The sequence below is a fragment of the Kluyvera georgiana ATCC 51603 genome, assembly GCF_001654985.1.
In the GTDB taxonomy this organism is placed as follows: domain Bacteria; phylum Pseudomonadota; class Gammaproteobacteria; order Enterobacterales; family Enterobacteriaceae; genus Kluyvera; species Kluyvera georgiana.
Map to the genome: position 1 here is coordinate 87,645 of NZ_LXEU01000003.1, position 26,019 is coordinate 113,663.

General features: G+C 56.0%; 25 protein-coding genes and 2 pseudogenes. 21 read left to right on the forward strand and 6 right to left on the reverse strand.

Features of this window, described 5'->3' with window-relative positions; genetic code table 11:
- The first annotated feature begins 277 nt into the window (after positions 1-277).
- The 8 genes from M989_RS00850 to M989_RS00885 all read left to right on the forward strand — a co-directional run bounded on the left by M989_RS00850 (position 278) and on the right by M989_RS00885 (position 7,686).
- Complete coding sequence (locus tag M989_RS00850) at positions 278-1,621, forward strand: glycoside-pentoside-hexuronide (GPH):cation symporter (RefSeq protein WP_064540735.1); 1,344 nt, start codon at positions 278-280, stop codon at positions 1,619-1,621.
- Between the two features lie 39 nt (positions 1,622-1,660).
- Positions 1,661-2,008, forward strand: a complete 348-nt coding sequence (locus M989_RS00855; RefSeq protein ID WP_064540738.1) for a YidH family protein — start codon at positions 1,661-1,663, stop codon at positions 2,006-2,008.
- Positions 1,998-2,360: a DUF202 domain-containing protein gene (locus M989_RS00860; RefSeq protein WP_064540741.1), complete on the forward strand. Its 363-nt coding sequence runs from the start codon at positions 1,998-2,000 to the stop codon at positions 2,358-2,360. The genes M989_RS00855 and M989_RS00860 overlap by 11 nt, the downstream gene beginning before the upstream one ends.
- Positions 2,357-3,478, forward strand: coding sequence for an anaerobic sulfatase maturase (locus tag M989_RS00865; protein WP_167351040.1), 1,122 nt, complete (start codon positions 2,357-2,359; stop codon positions 3,476-3,478). The genes M989_RS00860 and M989_RS00865 overlap by 4 nt, the downstream gene beginning before the upstream one ends.
- Before the next feature lie 108 nt (positions 3,479-3,586).
- Complete coding sequence (locus M989_RS00870) at positions 3,587-4,399, forward strand: helix-turn-helix domain-containing protein (protein ID WP_064540747.1); 813 nt, start codon at positions 3,587-3,589, stop codon at positions 4,397-4,399.
- 245 nt (positions 4,400-4,644) lie between these two features.
- A complete protein-coding gene (locus M989_RS00875) occupies positions 4,645-4,959 on the forward strand; it encodes a PTS sugar transporter subunit IIB (protein WP_064540751.1) in 315 nt (104 codons plus the stop codon).
- An 11-nt stretch (positions 4,960-4,970) separates the two neighbouring features.
- The gene (locus tag M989_RS00880) at positions 4,971-6,359 is read left to right on the forward strand and encodes a glycoside hydrolase family 1 protein (RefSeq protein WP_064540754.1); all 1,389 of its coding nucleotides are present in this window, start codon (positions 4,971-4,973) and stop codon (positions 6,357-6,359) included.
- 1 nt (position 6,360) lies between these two features.
- Positions 6,361-7,686, forward strand: coding sequence for a PTS sugar transporter subunit IIC (locus M989_RS00885; protein ID WP_064540757.1), 1,326 nt, complete (start codon positions 6,361-6,363; stop codon positions 7,684-7,686).
- 45 nt (positions 7,687-7,731) lie between these two features.
- On the opposite strand, the gene M989_RS00890 is transcribed toward M989_RS00885, so the two are convergent.
- From M989_RS00890 to dsdA, 3 genes are all read right to left on the reverse strand, one after another.
- On the reverse strand, positions 7,732-9,027 hold the full coding sequence (locus tag M989_RS00890) for a BNR repeat-containing protein (protein WP_064540760.1): 1,296 nt from the start codon (positions 9,025-9,027) through the stop codon (positions 7,732-7,734).
- Positions 9,027-10,298: an MFS transporter gene (locus tag M989_RS00895; protein ID WP_064540763.1), complete on the reverse strand. Its 1,272-nt coding sequence runs from the start codon at positions 10,296-10,298 to the stop codon at positions 9,027-9,029. Before M989_RS00895 ends, M989_RS00890 begins: the two co-directional genes overlap by 1 nt.
- 200 nt (positions 10,299-10,498) lie before the next feature.
- Entirely contained in the window at positions 10,499-11,821 is a 1,323-nt protein-coding gene (gene dsdA, locus M989_RS00900; RefSeq protein ID WP_064540767.1) for a D-serine ammonia-lyase, read from the reverse strand.
- 147 nt (positions 11,822-11,968) lie between these two features.
- On the opposite strand from dsdA, the pseudogene M989_RS00905 reads away from it, so the two are divergent.
- Both M989_RS00905 and M989_RS25985 read left to right on the forward strand, forming a co-directional pair.
- Positions 11,969-12,964, forward strand: a pseudogene (locus M989_RS00905) (RNA-guided endonuclease TnpB family protein); the annotation flags it as partial.
- Positions 12,953-13,426: pseudogene (locus tag M989_RS25985) on the forward strand (LysR substrate-binding domain-containing protein); the annotation flags it as partial. The pseudogenes M989_RS00905 and M989_RS25985, both read left to right, overlap by 12 nt.
- A 97-nt stretch (positions 13,427-13,523) precedes the next feature.
- Here M989_RS25985 and emrD read toward each other — a convergent pair.
- Together emrD and M989_RS00915 are read right to left on the reverse strand one after the other, a co-directional pair.
- Positions 13,524-14,708: a multidrug efflux MFS transporter EmrD gene (gene emrD, locus M989_RS00910; protein WP_064540818.1), complete on the reverse strand. Its 1,185-nt coding sequence runs from the start codon at positions 14,706-14,708 to the stop codon at positions 13,524-13,526.
- A gap of 175 nt (positions 14,709-14,883) precedes the next feature.
- Positions 14,884-15,717 carry a DMT family transporter gene (locus tag M989_RS00915; protein ID WP_064540769.1) on the reverse strand — a complete coding sequence of 278 codons (834 nt, stop codon included), beginning with the start codon at positions 15,715-15,717 and terminating at the stop codon, positions 14,884-14,886.
- 221 nt (positions 15,718-15,938) lie between these two features.
- Between M989_RS00915 and ivbL the strand changes: the two genes are divergently transcribed.
- The 11 genes from ivbL to nepI all read left to right on the forward strand — a co-directional run bounded on the left by ivbL (position 15,939) and on the right by nepI (position 25,852).
- Positions 15,939-16,037 (forward strand): ilvB operon leader peptide IvbL, encoded by a 99-nt coding sequence (ivbL, locus tag M989_RS24205; protein WP_072277096.1) that lies wholly within the window; start codon positions 15,939-15,941, stop codon positions 16,035-16,037.
- Positions 16,038-16,142: 105 nt separating this feature from the next.
- Positions 16,143-17,831: an acetolactate synthase large subunit gene (ilvB, locus tag M989_RS00920; protein ID WP_064540772.1), complete on the forward strand. Its 1,689-nt coding sequence runs from the start codon at positions 16,143-16,145 to the stop codon at positions 17,829-17,831.
- Positions 17,832-17,834: 3 nt separating this feature from the next.
- Positions 17,835-18,125 (forward strand): acetolactate synthase small subunit, encoded by a 291-nt coding sequence (gene ilvN, locus M989_RS00925; protein ID WP_064540775.1) that lies wholly within the window; start codon positions 17,835-17,837, stop codon positions 18,123-18,125.
- Between the two features lie 73 nt (positions 18,126-18,198).
- Entirely contained in the window at positions 18,199-18,792 is a 594-nt protein-coding gene (gene uhpA / locus M989_RS00930) for a response regulator transcription factor UhpA (protein WP_064540778.1), read from the forward strand.
- Positions 18,789-20,291, forward strand: coding sequence for a signal transduction histidine-protein kinase/phosphatase UhpB (gene uhpB / locus M989_RS00935; protein WP_064540781.1), 1,503 nt, complete (start codon positions 18,789-18,791; stop codon positions 20,289-20,291). The genes uhpA and uhpB overlap by 4 nt, the downstream gene beginning before the upstream one ends.
- A 9-nt stretch (positions 20,292-20,300) precedes the next feature.
- A complete protein-coding gene (gene uhpC / locus M989_RS00940; RefSeq protein WP_064540783.1) occupies positions 20,301-21,620 on the forward strand; it encodes an MFS transporter in 1,320 nt (439 codons plus the stop codon).
- Positions 21,621-21,758: 138 nt separating this feature from the next.
- The gene (gene uhpT / locus M989_RS00945) at positions 21,759-23,150 is read left to right on the forward strand and encodes a hexose-6-phosphate:phosphate antiporter (RefSeq protein WP_064540786.1); all 1,392 of its coding nucleotides are present in this window, start codon (positions 21,759-21,761) and stop codon (positions 23,148-23,150) included.
- 176 nt (positions 23,151-23,326) lie between these two features.
- On the forward strand, positions 23,327-23,779 hold the full coding sequence (locus tag M989_RS00950; protein ID WP_064540789.1) for a DUF1198 family protein: 453 nt from the start codon (positions 23,327-23,329) through the stop codon (positions 23,777-23,779).
- A gap of 117 nt (positions 23,780-23,896) precedes the next feature.
- A complete protein-coding gene (locus M989_RS00955; RefSeq protein ID WP_064540796.1) occupies positions 23,897-24,238 on the forward strand; it encodes a type II toxin-antitoxin system RelE/ParE family toxin in 342 nt (113 codons plus the stop codon).
- Between the two features lie 9 nt (positions 24,239-24,247).
- Positions 24,248-24,547 (forward strand): helix-turn-helix domain-containing protein, encoded by a 300-nt coding sequence (locus tag M989_RS00960; protein ID WP_064540799.1) that lies wholly within the window; start codon positions 24,248-24,250, stop codon positions 24,545-24,547.
- A 120-nt stretch (positions 24,548-24,667) separates the two neighbouring features.
- Entirely contained in the window at positions 24,668-25,852 is a 1,185-nt protein-coding gene (nepI, locus tag M989_RS00965) for a purine ribonucleoside efflux pump NepI (RefSeq protein ID WP_064540803.1), read from the forward strand.
- Positions 25,853-25,928: 76 nt separating this feature from the next.
- Here nepI and M989_RS24210 read toward each other — a convergent pair.
- Positions 25,929-26,019: maltoporin (locus M989_RS24210; RefSeq protein WP_074398705.1), on the reverse strand; the 91-nt coding region annotated here is incomplete at its 5' end.

The following is a 26,019-nucleotide window of genomic DNA, read 5'->3' on the forward strand; positions in this document are numbered from 1 at the left end:
TATCATAAATTGGTTGTGGAATATCGTAACGGAATTGATGTTTTGTGTTTTGAGTGGGAATGATTATGACGGGGAAATCCTATTATTAATTAATGTGGTAAGTTGATTGATTATTGTTTTGTAATTATAAATATTCTCCATGAATATATTCCAGGATATATGCGAGACTCCTCACAAATAAAAATAAACATAACCAGCTAATTAAAAATCATAATAACGATATCAGAAATGCTATCTCTACTATGTCACCACTTTAATTCACAACACAGGAAGTGGTATGAGCGATCACATTCTCTCTTTAAAAGAAAAAATAGGTTATAGCCTTGGCGATGCGGCAAGCCATATTGTCTTTGACAACGTCATGCTTTACCTCATGTTTTTTTATACCGATATCGCGGGTTTGCCCGCGGCCTTTGTTGGTACCATGTTTTTAGTGACGCGTATACTGGACGCTATCTCCGATCCTTGCATGGGGCTGATCGCCGACCGTACCCGGACGCGCTGGGGAAAATTCCGTCCGTGGATTCTCTGGTCCGCGATTCCGTTTGGTATCAGTTGCTACTTTACCTATACCGTTCCCGACCTGTCTCTGGGTGGGAAAATGGTTTATGCCACAGTGACTTATATTGTATTAACGTTGCTCTATACTATCGTGAATATTCCCTACTGCGCGCTAGGTGCTGTCATCACCAATGATCCACAGCAGCGTATCTCTATGCAGTCATGGCGCTTTGTGCTGGCCACCGCTGGCGGCATGCTTTCAACGGCGCTGATGATGAAAATGGTCGAATGGATAGGCGGCGATGACAAAGCCTATGGCTTCCAGATGAGTATCGCCATTCTGGCCGTGTTGGCGATTATTATGTTTTTCATCTGCTTTGCGACAACCAAAGAGCGTGTCGTTGCGCCGCCGACCAGCAGCGGTTTTAAGGGAATGCTTAGCGATTTAAAGGATATCTGGCAGAACGATCAGTGGCGAGTAGTGGGCTATTTGACGGTCTTTGCCATTATTGGTACCTCGGTGCGCGGCGGGGCGATGATGTATTACGTCACGTGGATTATGGAGTCGCCAAAACTGTTTTCCATTTTCCTGACTACCTACTGCGTTGGCAATATTGTGGGGAGCGCAATTGCCAAACCGCTTACCGGAAAATTTTGCAAGGTGAAGGTGTTTATTAGTTGCAACGTGGCGCTGACTCTCCTGAGCTTTTGCATGTTCTTTGTCCCGATGGATACGGTCACGCTGATGTTTGGTTTGATCTTTATCATCGGCGTGCTTCACCAGGTGATGACGCCCATTAAATGGGTGATGATGGCTGATACCGTCGATTACGGGGAAGCCTGCAACGGTAAGCGCCTGACCGGTATCAGCTTTGCGGGAACGCTGTTCGTACTTAAAATGGGTCTGGCGGTGGGCGGTGCATTGATTGGCTGGATGCTGGCGGCGGGCGGTTATCAGGCAGGCGCGGCGTCACAAACCAGTGCGACAATCACCACCATCACGCTGCTGTTTACCATTGCGCCCGGTATTTGCTATTTACTGTGCGCGGTGACAGCAAAAGCGTTCTATAAACTGGACACAAAGGAGATGCTGCGCGTTAATGCTACTCTCAAAAAATAGCGCGTAACCTACCTTGTTAATGACAGAAAAGGAGTTGTCATGAAAATTTCCCGCCTTGGAGAAGCGCCCGATTACCGCTTCTCGCTGGCCAACGAGCGTACGTTTCTGGCCTGGATTCGTACCTCACTGGGCTTTCTGGCGGCGGGCGTCGGGCTGGATCAGCTGGCGCCAGACTTTGCTACGCCGGTGATTCGCGAAGCGCTAGCGCTGATGTTGTGCCTGTTTGCCGGTGGTCTGGCGATTTATGGCTATCTGCGCTGGCTGCGTAATGAGAAGGCGATGCGGCTGAAAGAGGATCTCCCCTATACCCACAGCCTGCTGGTCATCAGCGTTATCCTGATGATTGTGGCGGTGATCGTGATGGTGTTGGTGCTGTATGCCGGATAGTCGCAAAGCCCGGCGGCAGTCCGACCCTGGACTGCAGCCCGAACGCACCTCGCTGGCCTGGTTCCGCACGCTGCTGGGCTACGGCGCGCTGATGGCGCTGGCGCTCAAGCACAACTGGCATCAGGCCGGGATGCTATTCTGGATTTCAATCGCCGTTCTGGCGATCGTCGCGCTTATCCTCTGGCAGTACACCCGTAATCGCAACATCATGGATGTTGCGCAGAACGATTTTGTGCAGCCTCGGGTCGTGCGTGACAAATTTTTGATCTCCCTCGCGGTGTTATCCCTCGCAATATTGTTTGCTGTTACCCACATTTGCCAACTCATTATTTTTATCAGGGATTTTACATGACAGGATGTCAGGTGATGGCCAAGCCGGCCAGTTCTCGCTGTAATCTCAACTGCCGCTACTGTTTCTACCTCGAAAAGCCTGAACAGCCGATGATGGACGATGCCACGCTGGAGCGGTTTATTAGCCAGCATATCGCGGCGCAGCCGGGGCCGGAGGTCATCTTTGCCTGGCAGGGTGGGGAGCCCACGCTGTGCGGGCTGGCATTTTTCCAGCGTGCGCTGGCGCTGCAACGCCAGTACGCCAACGGCAAACAGATCCACAATGCGTTCCAGACTAACGGCCTGCTGCTCAACGATGACTGGTGCCGCTTCTTTCGCGACAATGGCTGGCTGGTCGGCATTTCGCTGGACGGCCCGGCCGATCTCCACGACGCCTGGCGCGTTAACCGCAGCGGCAAACCGACGCATCATAAGGTGATGAAGGCGATTGAGACGCTGGTGAAACACGGCGTCGAGTTTAATCTGCTGGTGGTGGTGAACCGTCTGAACAGCCAGCAGCCGCAGCGTCTCTATCGTTATCTGCGCGGTCTCGGCACGCCGTTCCTGCAGTTTATTCCGCTGGTCGAACGCGACGAGAGCGGCAAGCTCCGCGCCGAATCGGTCACCGACGATGCGTGGGGCACGTTCTTAACTGACGTGTTCGACCTTTGGGTGCGCGAAGATATTGGCCGGGTGTATGTGCAGTTATTTGACTCGACGCTCGGCGTCTGGAGCGGCTATCCGTCGCAAATGTGCGCGTTTAGCGAAACCTGCGGCCACGCCTTTGCTCTGGAAGCCAACGGCGATCTCTACCAGTGCGACCACTACGTTTACCCCGATTATTATCTCGGTAATATTCATCAGCAGACGCTACAGGCGCTGAACGCCTCGCCGGCAGCCATAGCCTTCGGGCAGCAAAAACAGCGCGGGCTGGCCGCATCATGTCGCCAGTGCTCGGTGCTGCGTTTTTGTCACGGCGACTGCCCCAAACACCGCCACTCTGGCGGGAAAAGCGCGCTCTGCGCGGGCTACCGCCGCTTCTTCACCTACAGCGCGCCGCACATGAAGGCGATGCGCGATCTGCTCAAACAGCGGCGCTCACCGATGGAATTAATGGCGATGTTAAATCAGGGCCGATAAGCTTTCTCTGTTTGCCAACTGCCGTTGCAGGGTGGCAAACAGCTCAAGGTACCTTCCGTTCATTCTGGTATCACTATCACTCTGAGTGAAAATCCGCCAGGAGTGTCTATGTCGCTTGTGCTACCCCGTGATACCCATTTTCGCCATCCGCAGGAGAGCGTGGTCTTTCATTTCTGGCATCCGGAGAAAAGCATCAGCCACGAGCATAGCCATGAGTACTGCGAACTGTTTCTGGTGGGCAGCGGTAGTGGGATTCATGTCATCAATGAAAAACCCTACCTGCTGAGCAGCGGCACGCTGTGTTACCTCAATCGCCAGGACTATCACCTGTTCGAAGAGATGAAGGATTTGCAGCAGGTAAACCTGCTTTATCTGGGGCGTGACAGCTTCAACTTTATCAAGCATATCGATTATCTGCTGCCGCAGGAGGGGGAGAGCAACGTCTGGCAGCTGGACATCGGCATTATGCAGCGCGTATTTGAGCGTCTGGCGAGCCATAAGGCAGAGGAGTTTAGCGACCCAATATTGGCAGAAAGTCACAAGGAGATGATTTTTCTCGAAGTGTTGCACACGCTGAACCTCTGGCGCTATAAAACGCAAGATTTTCACTCCAGCGCAGATCGCATCAGCCAGGTGCTGATTCATCTGAACGGTCAATGGCAGCAGCCGCTCGATCTGGACGCGTTGTGCCAGACGTTTAGCCTCTCGCGGCGCACCTTGCAGCGCGGTTTCAGCGACTATACCGGTGTTTCACCACAGCAGTATCTCGCCCGCCTGCGGCTGCTGCAATCACGCTATCAGCTGCGTTTTACCAGCGACTCGGTGAACGAGATTGCCTCGCGTTGTGGATTTGGCGACGTGAGCTACTTTTCTCGTGCCTTTCGTCGTCAGTTTGGTGTTTCGCCGAATCAATGCCGCTAGCTGACCAGAGTGGGAGGTAACGCATAAAAACGAATAAAAATAACACGGCAGAAAATAAAAGTAACATTTCTATCTTGCTGTTTATGAGTGGTAAATTATCTTTTCTCTCATTTCAAACAACAAAAGTACCAGCGATATAAATCGGTTTTGTGCCTCCCTTCACTTGCCGCCTCCTGGCCGACTACGCAGAATATATTTGGCCGCATTTTTGCGGAATACCACGCATATAACGCCAGGGGAAAATGATGAAAAAGATCTTTTTATGCTGCGCTGCGGGCATGTCGACCAGTATGTTAGTTGAAAGAATGAAACAATCTGCCGCCAGCCGCGATATTGATGTGGACATTACCGCCGTCCCGGTTTCTGAATTCGAGCAGATTATTGAGGACGCCGACGTTATTTTGTTAGGCCCGCAGGTGAAATTCCAGCTTCAGCGTTTATCTGCCGTCGCCGAGCCGCAAGGGGTGCCGGTGGCCGCCATTGATATGATGCAATATGGCTCGATGCAGGGCGATAAAGTTCTGGATCATGCGCTGTCTTTATTAGCCAAAGCACAATAAGGACAGCGATTATGGAATATCGTTTTCCTGATAATTTCTGGTGGGGGACGGCGACCAGCGCGACCCAGTCTGAAGGCCGTATTCCCGGCGATGGCAAAGGCGATAATATCTGGGATTATGCTTCACACCACTTTAATGAGCGTTTTTTTCAGGGCGTCACGGCGGATGATACCTCGACGTTTTATCAGCATTATCGGGAAGACATTCAACGTGCCAAAGACATTGGCCTGAACTCATTTCGCACCTCTATTTCCTGGTCACGTCTGATTCCCGATGGTGACGGTGAGGTGAATCCGCAGGCGGTTGTCTTTTATAACGCGGTGATTGATGAATTACACGCGCAAGGCATTGAACCTTTTATTAATCTCTATCACTTCGATATGCCGATGGCGCTGCAGGAAAAGGGCGGCTTTGAAAATCGTGAAGTGATTGACGCTTTTGCTCGCTATGCACGTATTTGCTATCAACTGTTCGGCGACCGCGTGCGGTATTGGTTTACCTTCAATGAACCGTTAATTCCGGCGGAAGCCGGGTATTTACACCCTCGCCATTATCCTTATGTTACCGATTTCCGCCGCGCGGCTCAGGTGCTGCATCACATTGTGCTGGCGCACTGTAAAGCGGTAGCGGCGTGGCGCGAGCTGGGTCTGACCGGGCAGATTGGCATTATTATGGACGTTATTCCGGTCTATCCGCGCAGCGACTCAGCGGAGGATTTGCAGGCCGCGGCGATGGCCGATCTCTTTTATACCCGCAGCATCAACGAGCCTATTTTACTGGGGCGTTATCCGGAAGCGCTGGTGGCTATTTTGCGCGAACATGACCAGCTGCCGGAATATTTGGCGGAAGATTGTACGTTGATTGCCAATACGCGTATCGATCTGCTGGGCATTAACTACTACCGCCCGCGCCGTGTCAAAGCGCGTGAAACGCCGCTGGCAGAACCGCACGGTTTTGTTCCGGAACGTTTCTTCGAAGAATACATCATGCCGGGACGCAGGATGAATACCTCGCGCGGTATTGAGATTTACCCTGCAGCGCTTTATGACATCGCCATGGTGGTGAAAGAACGCTACGGCAATTTACCGTGGTTCGTTTCTGAAAATGGCATTGGTATTCAGGACGAAGAGCAATTTATGGTGAACGGCCAGATTCAGGACGATTACCGAATTGCATTCCTGAAAGAACATCTGGGATATCTCCATCAGGCGATGGCCGACGGCAGCAATTGCCTGGGCTACCACATGTGGACGTTTATTGACTGCTGGTCGTGGCAAAACGCCTATAAAAATCGCTACGGATTCTACCGTCTTGATTTAGCGACCCAGCAGCGGTCGCTGAAAAAATCCGGGCAGTGGTTCTCCATGGTGATTGCCAATAACGGTTTCCAGGAGGAGTAACATGTCTTTCTTTGAACGGCTGGCCGAAAAAATGTTGCCGGTAGCCAATGCCATTGGCAACCAGCGCCATATGCAGGCGATTCGAAACGGCTTAATCTCTATTTTACCGCTGACGATTGTCGGGTCATTTTTCGTTATTCTGCTCAATATTCCGATTAAAGGATACATGGATTTTATTGCGCCATGGCGCGATATTCTTGATGTCCCTTTCCGCTTTACCGTCGGCCTGATGTCGCTGTACGCCGCGTTTACCATCGGTTCGTTTTTGGGGAAAAGCTATAAACTCAACGACGTGACCAGCGGGCTGCTGGCGATGCTCGCCACGCTGCTGATGATTGTGCCGGTGAATATTAAAGAGGGCGTCACCGTGGCCGGTGAGGCGATATCCGGACGCTATATTCCCGTGGCCTCGCTCAGCTCGCAGGGGCTATTTGGGGCGATCATTTCCTCACTGATTGCCATTGAAATCTATCGCTTTATTAAAGTCCGCAATATTGAAATCAAGATGCCGGCAGGCGTCCCTCCGGTGGTTGCCAGCTCCTTCTCGGCGCTGTTCCCGACGCTGGCGGTGGTGCTGATTTTCTGGGTACCGCGACACTTCCTGAATATCGATATTAACGCCATCATCAGCTACATCATCATGCCGCTGAAGGGCTTTATGACCGGTACTAACCTGTTCGGCGGTATCGTCACGCAGTTCTTTATCGACCTGTTCTGGGTGTTTGGGATTCACGGACACGCGGTGATGGGGCCGCTGATTCGCCCACTGTGGGACCAGGCGATCGTGCAGAATATGGAGCTGTTCCAGGCCGGGACCAGCGCTTACGATCTACCAAATATCTTCACCGAGCAGTTTTTCCAGTGGTACGCGCAGATGGGCGGTACCGGCTCCACGTTGGCGCTGGTGGTATTGTTTATACGATCGAAAGTTATCTATCTGAAATCACTTGGGAAGCTGTCGTTTATTCCCGGCCTGTTCAACATCAATGAGCCGATGATTTTCGGCGCGCCGATCGTCATGAACCCGATTCTGGCGGTGCCGTTTATCCTGGCGCCGATGGTTAATACGGTGGTGGTGTATCTCTTTACCATCAGCGGGCTGATCCCACGCATGATGGTCAAACCGCCGTTTACTATTCCGGCCCCGCTGGGGGCGTTGATCACCACCAACTGGAACCTGATTGCCTGCGGTCTGGTGTTTATCTGCTTCTTTATCTCGCTGGCGATCTACTACCCGTTCTTCAAGGTGTATGAGAAGAAAATGCTGGAAACGCAGCAGGCTCAGCAGGAAGAAGAGGAGAAGGCGAAGCTGCTGGCGAACGCCTGATGCGCAAGAATACGCGCCAGCCACTGTCCTGGCTGGCGCGCTTTTTTAGTGCCGCACTTCTATCACCTCCAGCAGCGTGGATCCGGTTTTCGCCTCGTGCGGCACGTCGCGGAAAATAGGCAGCGCTTCCCAGCGCAACCAATAGCGGTTTTGTGGGCTGTAATCGCTGTTCTGCGCGGCCACCAGTTGTACTTCCGCCTGTGGCGCAACGTTCTGTCGGGGTTGCCATTGATCGGCTGGCAGCGGCGGCGTGAGAGGGCGAGTTTCCACAACGGTAAGCGTCCGGTCATCAATAATCCACACGCCGCTTCCGGCCCACGTCGAGGTCCATTCCACTGCTATTTTCCCGCCGCCAATCGCCCGCGGCGCGCTGAGAGTCACGTCGGGCGGGATAGATCCGCCGCCGTTGAAGTCCCAGCGAAAATCCCACTGACTGATCTGCGCTTTTTGCCAGCTGCCTTTGCCATCCGGGCGCGCCAGATACGCTTGCGATAGCCCCCGATCATCATAACGATGGTAAATCAGCACCGGGCGGGCATCGTTATCGAAACCCACCTCCTGCACCATGTTGATTAACCCGCCGCCGATCCCGGCGTTATCGACAATTTCACCCTGGTGGCGAGCAATCGGCAGCGCGAGCGGCGTACCGTCTGATTTCTCCCAGCGTTGCAGGTCACGGCTGCGCACGTAGGAGAGATTATTGTTGGTTTCGCAGTGCGGCGTTTCGCGCCACATCCACACCATATGCCAGTAGCCGTCCGGCCCCAGCAGCGGCTGGCGGGCGTAGCCGTTGCGCGCCCCTTCACCGTTCAGCAGCGGCGTTTCTAACAGGCGTGACCATTGCTGGCGTTCGGTGTCGAAAATATTGTACAGATCGTCGCCGTTGCCGCTGCAGCCGTCGCGGTAGCGGAATATCAACCGCCCCTGCACGTCCTTAAAGAATACCGGGTAGGTGGCGCGTGCTTCCCGCTCGCCGGTCATCGCCGGAACGCACTCCAGCGTAGTGATGTCCAGCGGCCGGCGGCTGCGGAAGTAAATTAACGGATCGACGTGCATATTGCCGGAAAGATGCAGGTATCCGGCGCTATCGACGGCCATCGTCAAGTAATTGTGGGAATCGAAATCCGTTATATGGGCGTAACGTTCACGCTCGGGTAACCAGAAACCTTGCGGCTGAAACGTCTGCCACGGGCCATCGGGCAGACGACGCTGGCCGACGGTGATGCGGTGGGCCGCGTCATACCACGCGGCAAACTGGTGGTTTTCGTGGTTCATCAGGCAATAGAGTACGGTGAAATCTGCGCAGGCGTGGGCCACGGGCGCAACAACGATATCAGTCATCAGACGGTCTCCGGACGAGCAATAAAGGATTTTTTACGACGTAAGAAAAAGGCGGCCAGCACCAGTGCGCCAATCGGATGCAGCGTCGCACCGGCGTAAATCGGCATCGAGTAGCCAAAGTGGTCGATGATAGAACCGACAAAGCCGTTAAAGATAATTGAGGTGACGCCGCCCAATGCGCTCATCACGCCGATGGCGGTGGCAATCGCCACGCGCGGGGCCAGACCGCCCATCATGATGGTCGCCATGCTGAGCCAGGCGGTGCACATGAAATTAATCACCGTCATGATGGCGACGGCGGCCCAGGCATTGCTGATGGACGGCAGCAGGAACACCAGCGGCGCAAGACAGGTTACCGACCAGATGATGGTTAAACGGGCGCGGGTGGCGTCCATACCGCGCGCGACGAGACGGTCTGAAGCCCAGCACACCGCCAGCACGCCGAACACGGCCACCAGCGGCGGCAGCCACATCAACTTGCCAACCTCCGCCAGCGTCAGGCCGATTTTCTCCTGCATAAAGCCCATCTGCCAGTACTGGTAGAAGAACCAGAACGGGTCGGTCAGCAGGCGCGCGATCAGCAGCGCCCAGATAGGCTTTGAGGTGAGCACCATTTTGTAGCGTTCAACCAGCGGTACGCCAGCGGCAGTATCCTGCAACACATCTTCCGCCGCTGGCGGCGTTTTGCGGCTGGAGATAAACCACAGAACGCCGACCACCATGCCCGCCATCGCCGGAATAAAAAACGCCCAGCGCCAGCCGGTGGACAGCGTCACCCACGCCACGAATGACGGGGCGATAATTAGCCCCAGCGACTGAATGATATTGGTTAACTGGAAGGCAAAAGCACGCTGCTCGGCGCGAAACCAGGTGAAAACCGCCAGCGTCAGCGCGGGCACAATCCCGGATTCCGCCAGCCCCAGTAAAATGCGGCCTGTAATGAGGCCGGTCATGGAGTGGGAAAGGCCGGTAATCAGCGTGGCGAGCGACATTAACACCATCAGCGCGCACAGCACGTAGCGGCTGCCGAAGCGGTCAACGATGCCGCCGACGAAGAAATACATGAAGGTGTAGGGGATCATAAAGGCGCTGATCAGCACCGAATAATCGCTGTTATCCAGCCCCAGCTCCTGCATCAGCGTGGTTTTGAGAATGGAAACAATTTGTCGGTCGAGCGAAAAGAAAAACAGTACGCAGCCGAGAAGCAAAAGCAGCACCCAGATGAGCAGGGTGAAGCCGCCCCGGCCGACAGATTTATCAGCCTGTTGCATTGTGTTCTCCGGTTTATCGTAGGGTTACGAGATAAACCGGAGTATATCGACGCCGTTTTAATGCCGGGGACGCAGAAGAATGGAGTGTGACGCGCGGCAATACGCTTTGACCTGAGATGCCACAATGGCGGGATAAGTGGCACGATTGTGATAAAGCAGCATCGCGCAACGGCGGCGATGCTGCTTGGGGTCAGCGTGGCTTAGCGCCCTTTCGCCAGGTACTGCGCCATTTCGACTTCCGGTACCATGCCGCCGCCGGTTGCCCATACCAGATGGGTAGCGTGATTGAGCTGGTCGGCGCTGAAGCCGTGCATCTGCTGATAGTCAGCAGAGGCGCAAACGTGTTGCGGACCGGCCATCCCCGCCAGCGCTGAAGGCTCAAGGCGAATCCCTTCTTCCTGCGCCAGCCAGCCCAGCATGTCGTACATCGTCTGATCGTCCAGGGTGTACAGACCGTCGAGCAGACGTTCCATCGCCCGGCCGACAAACCCCGAAGCGCGGCCCACCGCCAGCCCATCCGCCGCCGTCAGGTTGTCGATGCCAATGTCCTGCACGGAAATGGTATCGTGCAGCCCGGTATAAATCCCCAGCAGCATGCAGGGTGAATGGGTCGGCTCGGCGAAGAAGCAGTGTACGTTATCGCCAAACGCCAGCTTCAGACCAAACGCCACCCCGCCAGGACCGCCGCCGACGCCGCACGGCAGGTAGACAAACAGCGGATGGTCAGAATCCACCACGCGACCCTGCTGCGCGAGCTGCGCCTTCAGACGCTGCCCGGCCACCGCGTAACCTAAAAACAGCGTGCGGGAGTTTTCATCATCAATAAAGAAGCAGTTCGGATCGGACTGTGCCGCTTTACGGCCCTGCTCAACCGCTACGCCGTAATCTTCTTCGTACTCCACAACCGTTACGCCGTGGCTGCGTAGTTTGGCTTTTTTCCATGCGCGCGCGTCGGCAGACATATGTACCGTCACCTTAAAGCCGATGCGGGCGCTCATGATGCCGATAGACATCCCGAGGTTGCCGGTAGAGCCTACCGCGATGCTGTACTGGCTGAAAAACTGTTTAAATTCAGGTGAAAGCAGAATGCTGTAATCATCTTCTGTCGTCAGCAGACCGGCTTCCAGCGCCAGTTTTTCCGCGTGGGTCAGCACTTCATAAATGCCGCCGCGCGCTTTAATTGAGCCGGAAATCGGCAGGTGGCTGTCTTTTTTCAGCAGGATTTCGCCGCGGATAAGCTGCCCGTACTCTTTTTCCAGGCGTTTTTGCATCGCCGGGATTGCAGCCAGCTCAGACTCAATAATGCCGCCGGTAGCTGCGGTTTCCGGGAAGGCCTGTGCCAGGTACGGCGCGAAGCGTGTCAGACGAGCGTGAGCATCCTGCACATCGTGCTCGGCCAGGCCAACATAGGGTAAACCTTCCGCAAGAGAGGTGGTGCCAGGGTTAAACCAGGTGGTCTCTTTGAGAGCGACCAGGTCTTCCACTAAAGGATACTGGGCGATAAGTGTTTGAATGTTTTCCATAGTCAGTCTCTTCGCGCTTAGCAAATACCCGTAAACCCTTGTCCAATCGGACGGGGATATAAGGGGCGCTACCTATTTTTTGCCTGGTATCAAAAAATGTAGCGCAGAATGGTGTATAAATAACCAGTTTACTGAACGGGAGCCGAGATGAAAAGAGCGACTAAAGTCCGCATTTACCCGACCGGCGAACAGGCCGCATTCCTGAATGCTCAGTTCGGGGCGGTTCGGTTCACGTACAATAAAGCTCTTCATATCAGCCGCCATATGTACCAGCGCCACGGCGTTTCACTCAAGCCAACACGCGATATAAAGCCGTTGCTGGCCGTGGTGAAGAAGTCACGCCGTTATAGCTGGCTCAAAGAATTTGACTCGCTGGCGCTACAGCAAGCGGTGATCAATCTGGACAGAGCATTTGCTAACTTCTTTCAGAAGCGGGCTGGATTCCCTACTTTCAAAAGTAAACAGGGCAAACAATCCAGCTACCATCCCAACGGGAAAGTATTAACTGACGCTATCCAGTTGCCGAAATTAAAGCCTATCCGGGCGAACATTCACCGTGAGATTGTCGGTAAGATTTCCAGCATCACGATCACCCGTAACGCGGCGGGCAAATATTATGCCTCAATACTCGCAGACGATGGACAGGACGCGGCAGCAAAACCGACTTACATCACACGTGTGACGGGTTATGATTTGGGATTGTCACATTACCTGATCGGCAATGATGGCGGCAAGGTGTTAAACCCTCGCCACCTGGTCAACGCCCATCGCCGTTTACGCCGTGACAGCAAAGCGCTATCCCGCAAGAAGCAGGGAAGTACAAACCGCCGCAAAGCACTCATATGCCTTGCCGCACAACACGAACGGGTAGCCAATGGCCGTGCTGACTTCCAGCATAAACTTTCCAGACGAATTATCGACGAAAACCAAGCGGTGATTGTGGAAACGCTGAAATCAGTAAACATGATGAAAAACCGCCACCTCGCCCGTCATATCGGGGATGCGGCATGGTCTGGATTTGTGAAAAAACTCGCCTACAAAGCGGAGTCAGCAGGGGTTCACCTGGTCAAACTGGATCAGTGGTTCGCCAGCTCGAAAACGTGCCATTGTTGCGGTCACAAAATGCCGAAAATGCCGCTGAATTTTGACGATGCGCCGTCCGCGCAGCTTACGCACCATTTTCTGATGGACGAAGAGATTTTGCCAGTATGCAGCCCGGAATACGCCCGTCGCTATGACCTGATGGGATCACTGCTGAACTTGCCGCACTGTACGTTGCTGCACGACAGGCAGGCATGGAGTAACGATTCGGGAACGGATGAATGGCACAGCTGGGCGTAGCATTATGCGGCAAATTTGCCGACATCGTCGGGTATTGGTTTCGATCGTTCTGATTTAGCGGTGATTGCGGCAATGAACCATATCGGCGTGGCGATGGGGAGAAAGAGGCTGGTGCAAAAACGTCTCGACAGCGGAGAGCTGGTCGCGCCTTTTGGCGATATGGCGCTGAAATGCCACCAGCATTACTACGTCACCACGCTGCCCGGCAGGCAGTGGCCGAAAATTGAGGCGTTTATTGGTTGGCTTCAGGGGCAGGTTAAATAGGCGTTTTATGCCGGGTGGCGGCTCCGCCTTACCCGGCCTACTCATGCCCAATGTAGGCCTGATAAGCGAAGCGCCATCAGGCAACGGTCAGACGCGATTACACCGCCTGGCCCTGATGCGCAAAGCGTGACGCCAGCGGCAGCCAGCAGAGGAAAATCAGCAGCCCCATCAGCGTCATCAGCAGTCCGATGCTGCTCTGCCCGGTTTGCGGCATCATCGCCGACAGCCAGGCCAGCACGCCGGAGCCGATGTTTTGCAGCCCGCCCACCAGCGCCCCGGCGGTACCGGCGAGGAACGGGAACGGCTCCATCGCGCCGCTGGTGGCCAGTGGGAACAGCATACCTGCGCCGAAGAAGAACAGCGCGGCGGGGACCAGCAGCGTCCAGATATTCATCACGCCAAACAGGCCTGGGATCCACATCATCAGCCCGGCTAACAGACAGCTCACTACCGACTGCCACATGAGCGTCGGGAAGCGTTTTTTTGGCCGCCCGGCGAACCATGCGCCGAAGAATGCCGCCGGAATCGGCAGGATAAACAGGATGCTGACCGTCATGCTGCTGAGGCCCAACACGCCGCCCATCAGCACGCCCGAGCTCGCTTCAAACACCGCAATTCCGGCCAGACCGCCAATCAGCATGAGCAGGTAGCAGTTAAAGCCGCTGTTGCCGAACAGCGTTTTATAGCTGCTGATAAGCCGGGTTTTGGGCGCGCCACTCGGACGCGTCTCCGGCATCCAGCGCGCCATACTGAAGGTGACGCCCGCACACAGCACAAGCAGGAAACCGTAGCAGGCCCGCCAGTTAATCAGCGTTTCCAGCACGCCGCCAATCAGCGGTGCCAGCAGGGGGCTTACCAGAATCCCCATGTTTAACAGGCTGTTGGCGTGGCGCAGCTGGCTGCCTTCATACAGATCGCGCGGCAGCGTCCGCGCCATCACGCCGCCGACGCCGGTGCCCATTCCCTGTAAGGCGCTGGCGGCAATCAGCACCGTCAGGCTGTGGGTGGTGATGGCAACCAGCGTCGCCAGCATAAAAATCGACATTCCCGCGAGGATCACAGGACGACGTCCCACGCGGTCGGACAATGGGCCGTAAAACAGCTGGGAAACGCCGTAAGTCAGCAGGTACGCCGCCATCACGCTCTGCACAGCCCCTTCACGCACGTTGAGGTCGCTCGCCATCTGGGCGATAGCGGGAATATAAATGGTCTGTGCCATCTGGCCGACAGCCACCAGCAACACCAGCATCACCAGGATGTTGACGTTTCTATCTCTTTTCATTTCGCTGATTACTTTATGGAATTTAGGTTTGTAAGAATAAACATCCAGGCTATGCGCCAAATCGGAGAGGAATCTACCACACTGCGGTGGCGGTTTAATCATGTGTCATGTAAATGAAATGTGTGACGCAGGCAGGATTTATACACGTCGATCGGCAACAATAGTTGCCAGTTTTTCAGGATAGCCGCAGCACTATCGCCCCGGCGGCAATGCCGCAGGCGGCGACCAGGCGAATGCCCGCCACCCGTTCTTTCAGCAACAGCCAGGCGATCAGCGCGCCAAACAAAATTGAGGTTTCGCGCAGCGCGGCGACGACCGCCAGCGGCGCCTGAGTCATGGCCCACAGCGCCAGCCCGTACGAACCCATGGTGCCCATTCCGCCGAGCATACCCTTTTTCCAGTTCTGCGCCAGATATCTCGACGCCTCGCGACGGCGGGCAAGCATCGCCCAGCAGAGCAGGCTGGCGCCGTTAAGGAAAAAGGACCATAGCGTATAGCCCAGCGCCGTGTCGGAGAGACGGACGCCGGTACCGTCAATCAGCGTATATCCGGCAATAATCCAGGCGTTCAGCAGTGCTAACACCACGCCTCGCTGCGAACCGCCGCGGCCATTAAGCGCCATCCCTAATATTGCCGTACAAATCACCGCAATGCCGCACCAGGCCAGCATAGAAAGACGATCGCCCAGAAACAGCACGCTGATGATGGCGACCAGCAGCGGCGCGGTGCCACGCATCAGTGGGTAGGTTTGGCTCATATCGGAAATTTGATAGGTTTTCGCCACCAGCACGGTGTAGATCACCTGTAAAACCGTCGAAGCGATCATAAACGGTACGCTGGCCGCCGATGGCGCAGGCGCGAAGGGAATGAGTACCAGTGCTATCAATGCGGCGGAGCCGGTGACGCCGATCGCCGAATAGAGTTTATCGTTTCCCGCCTTGACGATGGCGTTCCAGCTCGCGTGCAGCAGCGCGGCAAACAGCAAAATGCAGAAAACAGAAAGCGTCATGATCATGCGTGGTGTAGGGAGAATTCACCAAAACGTAACACAACCCACTGGCGGAAAACAGGGCCAGAAATAGGGGAGAATCGGGACAGTTCAGAGGATTTCCCTCCGCGCGGAAATGTGATCTTTGCTGCATTTTTACGCAGATGAAAATATTTCCATTGTCAGCCTGAAAAAGCTGTGTTTGTATAAATTCACTTAACGAATGATGAGACAGACCCTGAATGACTCCATCCATGATGACTTCGACCCTACTAAAAACCGCGCTACCAGCCGCGGTGGTCGTCGTGCGTGTGGTGGTGGTCGTCGGCAATGCGCCGTAGGGTCAGGAACACACACGATTCCAAACCCCGCCGGCGCAAACCGGGCGGGGTTTTTAGTTTCTAGCCCCTTCCCGGATGGTCGGCCCAGAATAAAAGGACTGGAGCATGGCAAGTTCGGGCACAACATCACAACCGACCCGGTTTACGGGCGCGCAGTTAATCGTTCATTTACTGGAGCGTCAGGGTATCACCATGGTGACCGGCATCCCCGGCGGCACGGTGCTTCCGCTGTATGACGCGTTAAGCCAGAGCACGCAAATCCGTCATATTCTGGCGCGACACGAGCAGGGCGCGGGCTTTATTGCCCAGGGCATGGCGCGCACCCAGGGTAAACCGGCGGTGTGTATGGCCTGTAGCGGCCCCGGCGCCACCAACCTGGTGACCGCCATTGCCGATGCGCGCCTCGACTCTATTCCGCTGGTGTGTATCACCGGCCAGGTGGCCTCCTCGTTAATCGGTACCGACGCGTTCCAGGAAGTCGACACCTACGGTATCTCTATCCCCATCACCAAACACAACTACTTAGTCCGCAACATCAATGAATTACCGCAGGTTATTGCTGATGCCTTCCGGATTGCGCAGTCGGGTCGCCCTGGCCCGGTGTGGATAGACATTCCTAAGGATGTGCAGACTGCCGAAATCGACATCAGCGAGCTGCCGGAACCGGGCGGCCGCGCCGCCACGCCGGAATTCAGCGCCGGGAGCGTCAGCGAAGCGGCGGCGATGATTAACGCCGCGCAGCGTCCGGTGCTTTATCTGGGCGGCGGGGTGATTAACGCGCCGGAACGCGTACGCGAACTGGCCGAGAAAGCCAACCTGCCAACCACCATGACCCTGATGGCGCTGGGCATGCTGCCGAAAGCGCATCCGCTGTCGTTAGGCATGCTGGGCATGCACGGCGCGCGCAGCACCAACTTTATTCTGCAACAATCTGATTTTCTGGTGGTTTTAGGTGCACGTTTTGATGACCGGGCGACGGGTAAAGTGGCGGAGTTCTGCCCGAACGCGAAAATTATTCACGTGGATATCGATCGCGCCGAGCTGGGCAAAATCAAGCAGGCGCACGTGGCGATTCAGGCGGATGTGGATGACGTTCTGGCGCAGCTGCTGCCGCAGATTGACGCGCAGCCGCGTACCGAGTGGCGCGGTAAAGTCGCCGAGCTGCAACAAGAGTTCCCGGGGGCGATTCCGCAAGCGGGCGACCCGCTCAGCCATTACGGCCTGATCAACGCTGTAGCCGCCTGCGTAGACGACAACGCGATCATCACCACCGACGTGGGCCAGCATCAGATGTGGGCGGCGCAGGCCTACCCGCTGAACCGTCCGCGTCAGTGGCTGACCTCCGGCGGCCTGGGCACCATGGGTTTCGGTCTGCCTGCGGCGATTGGCGCGGCGCTGGCGAACCCGAACAAGAAGGTGCTGTGCTTTTCCGGCGACGGCAGCCTGATGATGAACATCCAGGAGATGGCGACGGCGGCGGAAAACCAGCTCGACGTGAAGATTATCCTGATGAACAACCAGGCGCTGGGGCTGGTGCATCAACAGCAGAGCCTGTTCTACAAGCAGGGGGTATTTGCCGCCACCTACCCGGGCATGATTAACTTTATGCAAATTGCCGCCGGTTTCGGTCTTGAAACCTGCGATTTGAACAACGAAACGGATCCGCAGGCGGCGCTGCAGGCGATTATCAACCGCCCTGGCCCGGCGCTGATCCACGTGCGTATCGACGCGGAAGAAAAAGTGTATCCGATGGTTCCGCCGGGTGCGGCGAATAGCGAAATGGTGGGGGAATAAGCCATGCAAAAACAAACTCATGAAAACGTTATTCTGGAGCTTACTGTGCGCAACCACCCTGGCGTAATGACTCACGTCTGCGGGCTATTTGCCCGCCGTGCGTTTAACGTGGAGGGCATTCTCTGTCTGCCGATCCACGGCAGCGACCATAGCCGGATCTGGCTATTGGTGAATGACGACCAGCGCCTTGAGCAGATGATGAGCCAGATCGACAAACTGGAAGATGTGGTGAAAGTGGCCCGCAACCAGTCAGATCCCTCGATGTTTAATAAAATCTCTGTCTTCTTCGAGTAGTTCGCTCAAGACTTGAACAGCCACGCGCTTATCGTTAAGGTAAGCGCGTTTTTTTATCCGCCAGGACAAACCCATGATCACCATCGCCCTTATCGACGACCACACTATCGTCCGCTCCGGCTTTGCCCAGCTGCTCGGTCTGGAACCGGATTTGCAGGTCATTGCGGAGTTTGGTTCCGGGCGCGAGGCGTTGGCCGGCTTACCGGGGCGAGGCGTGCAGGTGTGCATTTGCGATATTTCGATGCCCGATATCTCGGGCCTTGAGCTGCTGAGCCAGTTGCCAAAAGGGATGGCGATCATCATGCTCTCCGTCCACGACAGCCCGGCGCTGGTCGAGCAGGCGCTGAATGCCGGGGCGCGCGGCTTTCTCTCCAAGCGCTGTAGCCCGGATGAACTGATTGCCGCCGTACATACCGTGGCGACAGGCGGTTGCTACTTAACGCCGGATATTGCCGTCAAGCTGGCGGCCGGGCGTCAGGATCCGTTGACCAAACGTGAGCGTCAGGTGGCGGAGAAGCTGGCGCAGGGGATGGCGGTGAAAGAGATTGCCGCCGAGCTGGGGCTGTCGCCGAAAACGGTGCACGTTCATCGCGCCAACCTGATGGAAAAGCTGAACGTCAGCAACGATGTTGAGCTGGCGCGCCGGATGTTTGACGGCTGGCAATGAACGCACTTTTCTCCCGGTTAATTACCGTTGTTGCCTGTTTCTTTATCTTTTCCGCCGCGTGGTTTTGCCTGTGGAGCATCAGCCTGCACCTGGTTGAGCGCCCGGAACTGGCGGTACTGCTGTTTCCGTTTGGCCTGCGTCTGGGATTAATGCTGCAATGTCCGCGCGGTTACTGGCCGGTGCTGCTGGGCGCGGAATGGCTGTTGATGTACTGGCTGGCGCAGGAGGTGGCGCTGGCCCATTTACCACTTTTGATGATCGGAAGCGCCCTCACGCTACTCCCGGTGATGCTGATTTCGCGATACCGCCAGCAACGCGACTGGCGCACGTTGCTGTTGCAGGGCGCGGCGCTGACGGCGGCGGCGCTGCTGCAATCGCTGCCGTGGCTGGGGCAGGGGGAGGAAGCCTGGAATGCGCTGCTACTCACCCTGACCGGCGGATTAACGCTGGCGCCGATCTGCCTGGTGTTCTGGCACTACCTCACCAGCACCACCTGGCTGCCGCTCGGCCCGGCGCTGGTGTCACAGCCGGTAAACTGGCGCGGGCGACACCTGGTCTGGTATCTGCTGCTGTTTATCGTGAGTCTGTGGCTACAGCTCGGTTTGCCCGCTGAGCTTTCGCGCTTTACGCCGTTTTGTCTCGCTTTACCGATTATTGCGCTCGCCTGGCACTACGGCTGGCAAGGCGCGCTGATTGCGACGTTGATGAACGCCATCGCGCTGATTGCCAGCCAGACCTGGCACGATCACCCGGTCGATTTACTGCTCTCGCTGCTGGCGCAAAGCCTGACCGGGCTGCTGCTCGGTGCCGGCATTCAGCGGCTACGTGAGCTTAACCAGTCGCTGCAAAACGAACTGGCGCGCAACCACCGGCTGGCGGAACGTCTGCTGGAAACCGAAGAGAGCGTGCGCCGCGATGTCGCGCGCGAACTGCACGACGATATCGGCCAGACCATCACCGCCATTCGCACGCAGGCGGGTATTGTTCAGCGACTGGCTCCCGACAACGTCGGGGTGAAGCAGAGTGGGGCGCACATTGAACAGCTTTCGCTGGGCGTATACGATGCCGTGCGCCGCCTGCTGGGTCGCCTGCGCCCGCGTCAGCTGGACGATCTCACGCTGGAGCAGGCCATTCGTTCGCTGATGCGTGAAATGGAGCTGGAAAGCCGCGGTATCGTCAGCCATCTTGACTGGCGAATCGACGAGTCATTGCTGAGCGAAAGCCAGCGCGTGACGCTGTTTCGCGTCTGTCAGGAAGGGCTGAACAACATTGTGAAGCACGCCAACGCCAGCGCGGTGACGCTCCAGGGTTGGCAACAGGATGAACGGCTGATGCTGGTCATTGAGGACGACGGCAGCGGCTTGCCGCCGGGTTCGAATCAGCAAGGTTTTGGCCTCACCGGTATGCGCGAGCGCGTGACGGCGCTCGGTGGTTCACTCACGATTTCCTGCATGCACGGCACGCGCGTTAGCGTGTCGCTGCCCCAGCGCTACGCCTGAGGAACGGCGATGTTTCAGTTTTTAAAAGCCCCGGCCAGCGTGCCGCTTATCACCGACAAGCAGGAAGTGGACGCCCGCTACCGTTACTGGCGGCGGCATATCCTGCTGACCATCTGGCTCGGCTACGCGCTGTTTTACTTCACCCGCAAAAGCTTTAACGCCGCGGTGCCGGAGATCATCACCAGCGGCGTGCTGACCCGCAGCGATATCGGTCTGCTGGCGACGCTGTTTTACATCACCTACGGACTGTCGAAATTTGTCTCCGGTATTGTTAGCGATCGCTCCAACGCCCGCTATTTTATGGGCATTGGGCTTATCGCCACCGGCGTGGTTAACATCCTGTTCGGCTTCTCAACCTCGGTCTGGGCCTTTGCCGTACTGTGGGCGCTGAACGCCTTCTTCCAGGGCTGGGGCGCGCCGGTGTGCGCCCGTCTGCTCACCGCGTGGTATTCGCGCAACGAGCGCGGCGGCTGGTGGGCAATCTGGAACACCGCGCACAACGTCGGCGGCGCGCTGATTCCGATCGTCATGGCGGCGGCAGCGCTGCATTACGGCTGGCGCGCCGGGATGATGATTGCCGGTACGCTGGCGATCGTGGTGGGCGTTTTTCTTTGCTGGCGGCTGCGCGACAGGCCGCAGGCGATTGGTCTGCCGCCGATTGGCGACTGGCGGCATGATGAGCTGGAAATTGCCCAGCAGCAGGAGGGCGCGGGGTTAACTCGTAAAGAGATCCTCACCAAATATGTGTTGCTCAATCCATATATCTGGCTGTTGTCTCTGTGCTATGTGCTGGTGTACGTGGTACGCGCGGCGATCAACGACTGGGGCAATCTGTATATGTCGGAGACGCTCGGCGTCGATTTGGTCACCGCCAACACCGCCGTCACCATGTTTGAACTGGGCGGCTTTATCGGCGCGCTGGTTGCAGGCTGGGGCTCGGACAAGCTGTTCAACGGCAATCGTGGGCCGATGAACTTGATTTTCGCCGCCGGGATTCTGCTTTCGGTCGGCTCGCTGTGGCTGATGCCATTCGCCAGCTACGTGATGCAGGCGGCGTGCTTCTTCACCACCGGGTTCTTCGTCTTTGGCCCGCAGATGCTGATTGGCATGGCGGCGGCGGAGTGCTCGCACAAAGAGGCGGCGGGCGCGGCGACCGGGTTTGTCGGGTTGTTTGCTTATCTGGGGGCCTCGCTCTCCGGCTGGCCGCTGGCGAAGGTGATGGAAGCGTGGCACTGGAGCGGATTCTTCGTGGTGATCGCCATTGCGGCGGGGATTTCCGCACTGCTGTTACTGCCGTTCTTAAACGCCCAGGCCCCGCGCGAAGCGTGACCTGCTTCACCTTTCTTCGACAAACGGCGTAAAACTAAGAAATTTTCCCGGTTCCACCTGGACGCTGTCTCAGGCCAGCCGCGCCGCTGATTTTTACAATACCGGCCATCACGCAGGTATAAAAATCAGGAGATACCCATGCTGGCCTTCTTAAACCAGGTGCGCAAACCGACCCTGGATCTGCCGCTCGATGTGCGGCGCAAAATGTGGTTCAAACCGTTCATGCAGTCTTACCTGGTGGTCTTTATCGGCTACCTGACCATGTATCTGATCCGCAAAAACTTCAACATCGCGCAGAACGACATGATCTCCACCTACGGGCTGAGCATGACGCAGCTGGGGATGATTGGCCTGGGCTTTTCCATTACCTACGGCGTGGGCAAAACGCTGGTTTCCTACTACGCTGACGGCAAAAACACCAAGCAGTTCCTGCCGTTTATGCTGATCCTCTCCGCCATATGTATGCTCGGCTTCAGCGCCAGCATGGGCTCGGGCTCCGTCAGCTTGTTCCTGATGATTACTTTCTATGCCCTGAGCGGTTTCTTCCAGAGCACCGGCGGCTCGTGCAGTTATTCCACCATCACCAAGTGGACGCCGCGCCGTAAGCGCGGTTCCTACCTCGGCATGTGGAATATCTCCCATAACCTCGGTGGTGCGGGTGCGGCGGGCGTGGCGCTGTTCGGCGCAAATTACCTGTTCGACGGTCACGTGATCGGTATGTTTATCTTCCCGTCGATTATTGCCCTGATTGTCGGCTTTATCGGCCTGCGTTTTGGCAGCGATTCCCCGGAATCTTACGGTCTTGGCAAAGCGGAAGAGCTGTTCGGTGAAGAGATCAGCGAAGAGGACAAAGAGACCGAAGAAAACGAGATGACCAAATGGCAGATCTTTGTTGAGTACGTGCTGAAAAACAAAGTGATCTGGCTGCTGTGCTTCTCCAACATCTTCCTGTACGTGGTGCGTATCGGTATCGACCAGTGGTCCACTGTCTATGCCTTCCAGGAGTTGAAGCTCTCCAAAGAAGTGGCGATTCAGGGCTTTACCCTGTTTGAAGTGGGCGCGCTGGTCGGTACGCTGCTGTGGGGCTGGCTCTCTGACCTTGCGAATGGTCGTCGTGCGCTGGTGGCCTGTGTGGCGCTGGCACTCATTATCGCGACGCTGGGCGTTTATCAGCACGCCAGCAACCAGTATGTCTATCTGGCTTCGCTGTTTGCGTTGGGTTTCCTGGTGTTTGGTCCGCAGCTGTTAATCGGCGTGGCGGCGGTGGGTTTCGTTCCGAAAAAAGCGATCGGCGCGGCCGATGGCATTAAAGGCACCTTCGCCTATTTGATCGGCGACAGCTTCGCCAAGCTGGGTCTGGGGATGATTGCCGACGGCACGCCGATTTTCGGCCTCACCGGTTGGGCGGGCACCTTTGCCGCGCTGGATACCGCCGCCATTGGCTGTATCTGCCTGATGGCCATCGTCGCTATCTTTGAAGAACGTAAAATTCGCCGTGAGAAAAAGATTCAGCAGTTAAAAATGGCGTAAGTGTGTTTGGTAACGTTTGCCCGGTTCTGCACCGGGCTTTTTTATGCCTGGGATCTGAGATCCGCTTTCATCATCCTCTACCTTCATCGAGCTAACGCACATTATGGTATGCCCGATTATCGACAGCGCGCAAAATCCCATTATCATGTCCGGGTTTAGCCTAAGTGAGAGCGTGCATGATCTGGTTAATTCTGGCCACCCTGGCGGTGGTATTTGTTGTCGGATTTCGGATCCTGACCTCGAGTTCCCGACGGGCAATACGCCGTCTCAGCGAACGACTGGCGATCACGCCAGAACCGGTAGAGTCGATGATCGACCAGTTAGGGAAAGCGCAGGGCGAAGAGTTTTTACGTTATCTGGAGCGCCCTAACGAAGCCCATTTGCAGAATGCGGCGCAGATGCTGCTGATCTGGCAGGTGTGCATCGTCGACGGCAGTGAATCCAATATGCTCACCTGGCATCGGCGGCTGCAAAAAGCCCGTCTCGCCGCGCCCATCACCGACGCTCAGGTGCGTCTGGCGCTCAGCTTCCTGCGCGAACTGGAACCGGAGATTAGCGAGCTCAACGCTTTCCAGTATCGCTACAACGCGCTGTTCCACGATGAAAACGGCGTTCACTGGCTGCATTGATGCCATTTCATATTATGTGGTTTATGAAAATCGGCGCAAAGGGAGTGAGAATTTAATTGATCTAATAGCAAATAGGCTATAATTTATTTATAGCTTATTTGCTATGAGGGATCGTTGATGTGGGAGGTGGAAACAACGGATGTTTTCGACAGTTGGTTCGCGGAGCAAACCGAAGCACTCAAGGAAGATATGCTCGCTGCGATGGTGATTTTATCCGAATATGGGCCACAGCTAGGCCGCCCGTTTGCAGACTCGGTGAACAACTCTGCTTTTTCGAATATGAAAGAGCTCCGCGTGCAGCATCAGGGGAGTCCCTTTCGGGCTTTCTTTGCGTTTGATCCTTCCCGTTGCGGCATCGTGTTATGTGCCGGTGGCAAAACAGGGCTAAACGAAAAGAGATTCTACAAAGAGATGATTAAACTTGCTGATTCCGAGTACCGTAAGCACCTTAACAAGTAAGGAATGATAATGGCGACCCTTAAAGAGTTAATGGCTAAACAGAGCCCGGAAAGTCAGAAGCGTATCGCTGAAAAAGTTGAAGAGATGCGTCAGTCGATTGCCTTAAATCGATTAAGGGAAGAGCTGAACATGTCTCAAGCAGAGCTGGCTGCGGCAATGGGGGTTAAACAGCCTACCGTGGCGAAAATGGAGCAGGCAGACAACGATCCCCGTCTCTCAACGTTAAAACGTTATGTTACTGCGTTAGGGGGAGAGATAAGCATTGATGTGACCTTGCCCACAGGAAAGAGAGTGGCGTTTCATCTTTGATGTTTGTTGAATCAGCCAACGTCGCTACCTGGTAAACAGTTGCTAAAACGTTAAATACGTCACAGTTAAGATGTTACACTGCGTGTCTTTTCCGCAAAGACACCCTCCGCAGGTAACAAAATGAGTGCACATATCGAAGAAAAAACCCGCGCTGACGTCGTTGCGCGGCCCAACTGGTCGGCGGTTTTTGCCGTAGCGTTTTGCGTCGCCTGCCTGATTACCGTTGAGTTTTTACCCGTCAGCCTGCTGACGCCGATGGCGCAGGATCTGGAGATTTCCGAAGGCGTCGCCGGGCAGTCGGTGACGGTGACCGCGTTTGTCGCGATGTTCTCCAGCCTGTTTATTACCCAGGCCATTGGCGCGACTAACCGTCGCTACGTGGTGATTCTGTTTTCCGTTCTGCTGACGCTCTCCTGCCTGCTGGTGTCGTTTGCTAGTTCGTTCACGTTGCTGCTGTTGGGGCGTGCCTGTTTGGGGCTGGCGCTGGGGGGCTTCTGGGCCATGTCGGCTTCACTGACGATGCGTCTGGTGCCCGCTCGCACGGTGCCGAAAGCGCTGTCGGTGATCTTTGGCGCGGTGTCTATCGCACTGGTGATTGCCGCGCCGCTGGGGAGTTTTCTGGGCGGTATCATCGGCTGGCGTAACGTCTTTAACGCGGCGGCGGTAATGGGGCTGCTGTGTTGCATTTGGGTGGTGAAGGCGTTGCCATCGCTGCCGGGTGAACCTGCGCATCAGAAGCAAAACATGTTTAGCCTGCTGCAGCGTCCCGGCGTGATGGCCGGGATGATCGCCATCTTTATGTCCTTCGCCGGGCAGTTCGCCTTCTTCACTTATATTCGCCCGGTGTATATGAATCTGGCGGGCTTTGACGTTGATGGCCTGACGTTGGTGCTGCTGAGCTTCGGTATCGCCAGCTTTATCGGTACGTCGTTCTCTTCCGTTATCCTTAAACGGTCGGTCAAACTGGCGCTAGCCGGTGCGCCGCTGGTGCTGGCGGTGAGCGCGCTAGTGCTTACGTTGTGGGGCGGCGAGAAAGTGGTGGCCGCAGGTATCGCGATTATCTGGGGGCTGGCGTTTGCACTGGTACCTGTAGGCTGGTCGACGTGGATTACCCGCTCACTGGCCGATCAGGCGGAAAAAGCCGGTTCGATTCAGGTGGCCGTCATTCAACTAGCGAATACCTGTGGCGCGGCGATTGGCGGACTGGCGCTGGATCGTCTGGGGCTGACCTCACCGTTAATGATTTCAGGCGCGCTGATGCTGCTGACCGCGGTGCTGGTGACAGCGAAGGTGAGAATTCAGTGAGGAGATGGCGTAGAACACTGCCTACGCCAATCGTACCCTCTCGCCCGTTTTGGGCGAGAGGAGCTATCACGCTCGCTTAGAACCACGCCTCGAACATACCGCCGAAGTTCAGTGAATCCAGTTGCTGGTCGTCGGTACCGTTCACCTTCGCCGTACGCTTGTTGTCC

Bases quoted from the DNA above. Each gene is read 5' to 3' on its own strand.
- M989_RS00850 (WP_064540735.1), top strand. From the start codon at position 278: ATGAGCGATCACATTCTCTCTTTAAAAGAAAAAATAGGTTATAGCCTT.
- M989_RS00855 (WP_064540738.1), top strand. From the start codon at position 1,661: ATGAAAATTTCCCGCCTTGGAGAAGCGCCCGATTACCGCTTCTCGCTG.
- M989_RS00860 (WP_064540741.1), top strand. From the start codon at position 1,998: ATGCCGGATAGTCGCAAAGCCCGGCGGCAGTCCGACCCTGGACTGCAG.
- M989_RS00865 (WP_167351040.1), top strand. From the start codon at position 2,357: ATGACAGGATGTCAGGTGATGGCCAAGCCGGCCAGTTCTCGCTGTAAT.
- M989_RS00870 (WP_064540747.1), top strand. From the start codon at position 3,587: ATGTCGCTTGTGCTACCCCGTGATACCCATTTTCGCCATCCGCAGGAG.
- M989_RS00875 (WP_064540751.1), top strand. From the start codon at position 4,645: ATGAAAAAGATCTTTTTATGCTGCGCTGCGGGCATGTCGACCAGTATG.
- M989_RS00880 (WP_064540754.1), top strand. From the start codon at position 4,971: ATGGAATATCGTTTTCCTGATAATTTCTGGTGGGGGACGGCGACCAGC.
- M989_RS00885 (WP_064540757.1), top strand. From the start codon at position 6,361: ATGTCTTTCTTTGAACGGCTGGCCGAAAAAATGTTGCCGGTAGCCAAT.
- M989_RS00890 (WP_064540760.1), bottom strand. From the start codon at position 9,027: ATGACTGATATCGTTGTTGCGCCCGTGGCCCACGCCTGCGCAGATTTC.
- M989_RS00895 (WP_064540763.1), bottom strand. From the start codon at position 10,298: ATGCAACAGGCTGATAAATCTGTCGGCCGGGGCGGCTTCACCCTGCTC.
- dsdA (WP_064540767.1), bottom strand. From the start codon at position 11,821: ATGGAAAACATTCAAACACTTATCGCCCAGTATCCTTTAGTGGAAGAC.
- emrD (WP_064540818.1), bottom strand. From the start codon at position 14,708: ATGAAAAGAGATAGAAACGTCAACATCCTGGTGATGCTGGTGTTGCTG.
- M989_RS00915 (WP_064540769.1), bottom strand. From the start codon at position 15,717: ATGACGCTTTCTGTTTTCTGCATTTTGCTGTTTGCCGCGCTGCTGCAC.
- ivbL (WP_072277096.1), top strand. From the start codon at position 15,939: ATGACTCCATCCATGATGACTTCGACCCTACTAAAAACCGCGCTACCA.
- ilvB (WP_064540772.1), top strand. From the start codon at position 16,143: ATGGCAAGTTCGGGCACAACATCACAACCGACCCGGTTTACGGGCGCG.
- ilvN (WP_064540775.1), top strand. From the start codon at position 17,835: ATGCAAAAACAAACTCATGAAAACGTTATTCTGGAGCTTACTGTGCGC.
- uhpA (WP_064540778.1), top strand. From the start codon at position 18,199: ATGATCACCATCGCCCTTATCGACGACCACACTATCGTCCGCTCCGGC.
- uhpB (WP_064540781.1), top strand. From the start codon at position 18,789: ATGAACGCACTTTTCTCCCGGTTAATTACCGTTGTTGCCTGTTTCTTT.
- uhpC (WP_064540783.1), top strand. From the start codon at position 20,301: ATGTTTCAGTTTTTAAAAGCCCCGGCCAGCGTGCCGCTTATCACCGAC.
- uhpT (WP_064540786.1), top strand. From the start codon at position 21,759: ATGCTGGCCTTCTTAAACCAGGTGCGCAAACCGACCCTGGATCTGCCG.
- M989_RS00950 (WP_064540789.1), top strand. From the start codon at position 23,327: ATGATCTGGTTAATTCTGGCCACCCTGGCGGTGGTATTTGTTGTCGGA.
- M989_RS00955 (WP_064540796.1), top strand. From the start codon at position 23,897: ATGTGGGAGGTGGAAACAACGGATGTTTTCGACAGTTGGTTCGCGGAG.
- M989_RS00960 (WP_064540799.1), top strand. From the start codon at position 24,248: ATGGCGACCCTTAAAGAGTTAATGGCTAAACAGAGCCCGGAAAGTCAG.
- nepI (WP_064540803.1), top strand. From the start codon at position 24,668: ATGAGTGCACATATCGAAGAAAAAACCCGCGCTGACGTCGTTGCGCGG.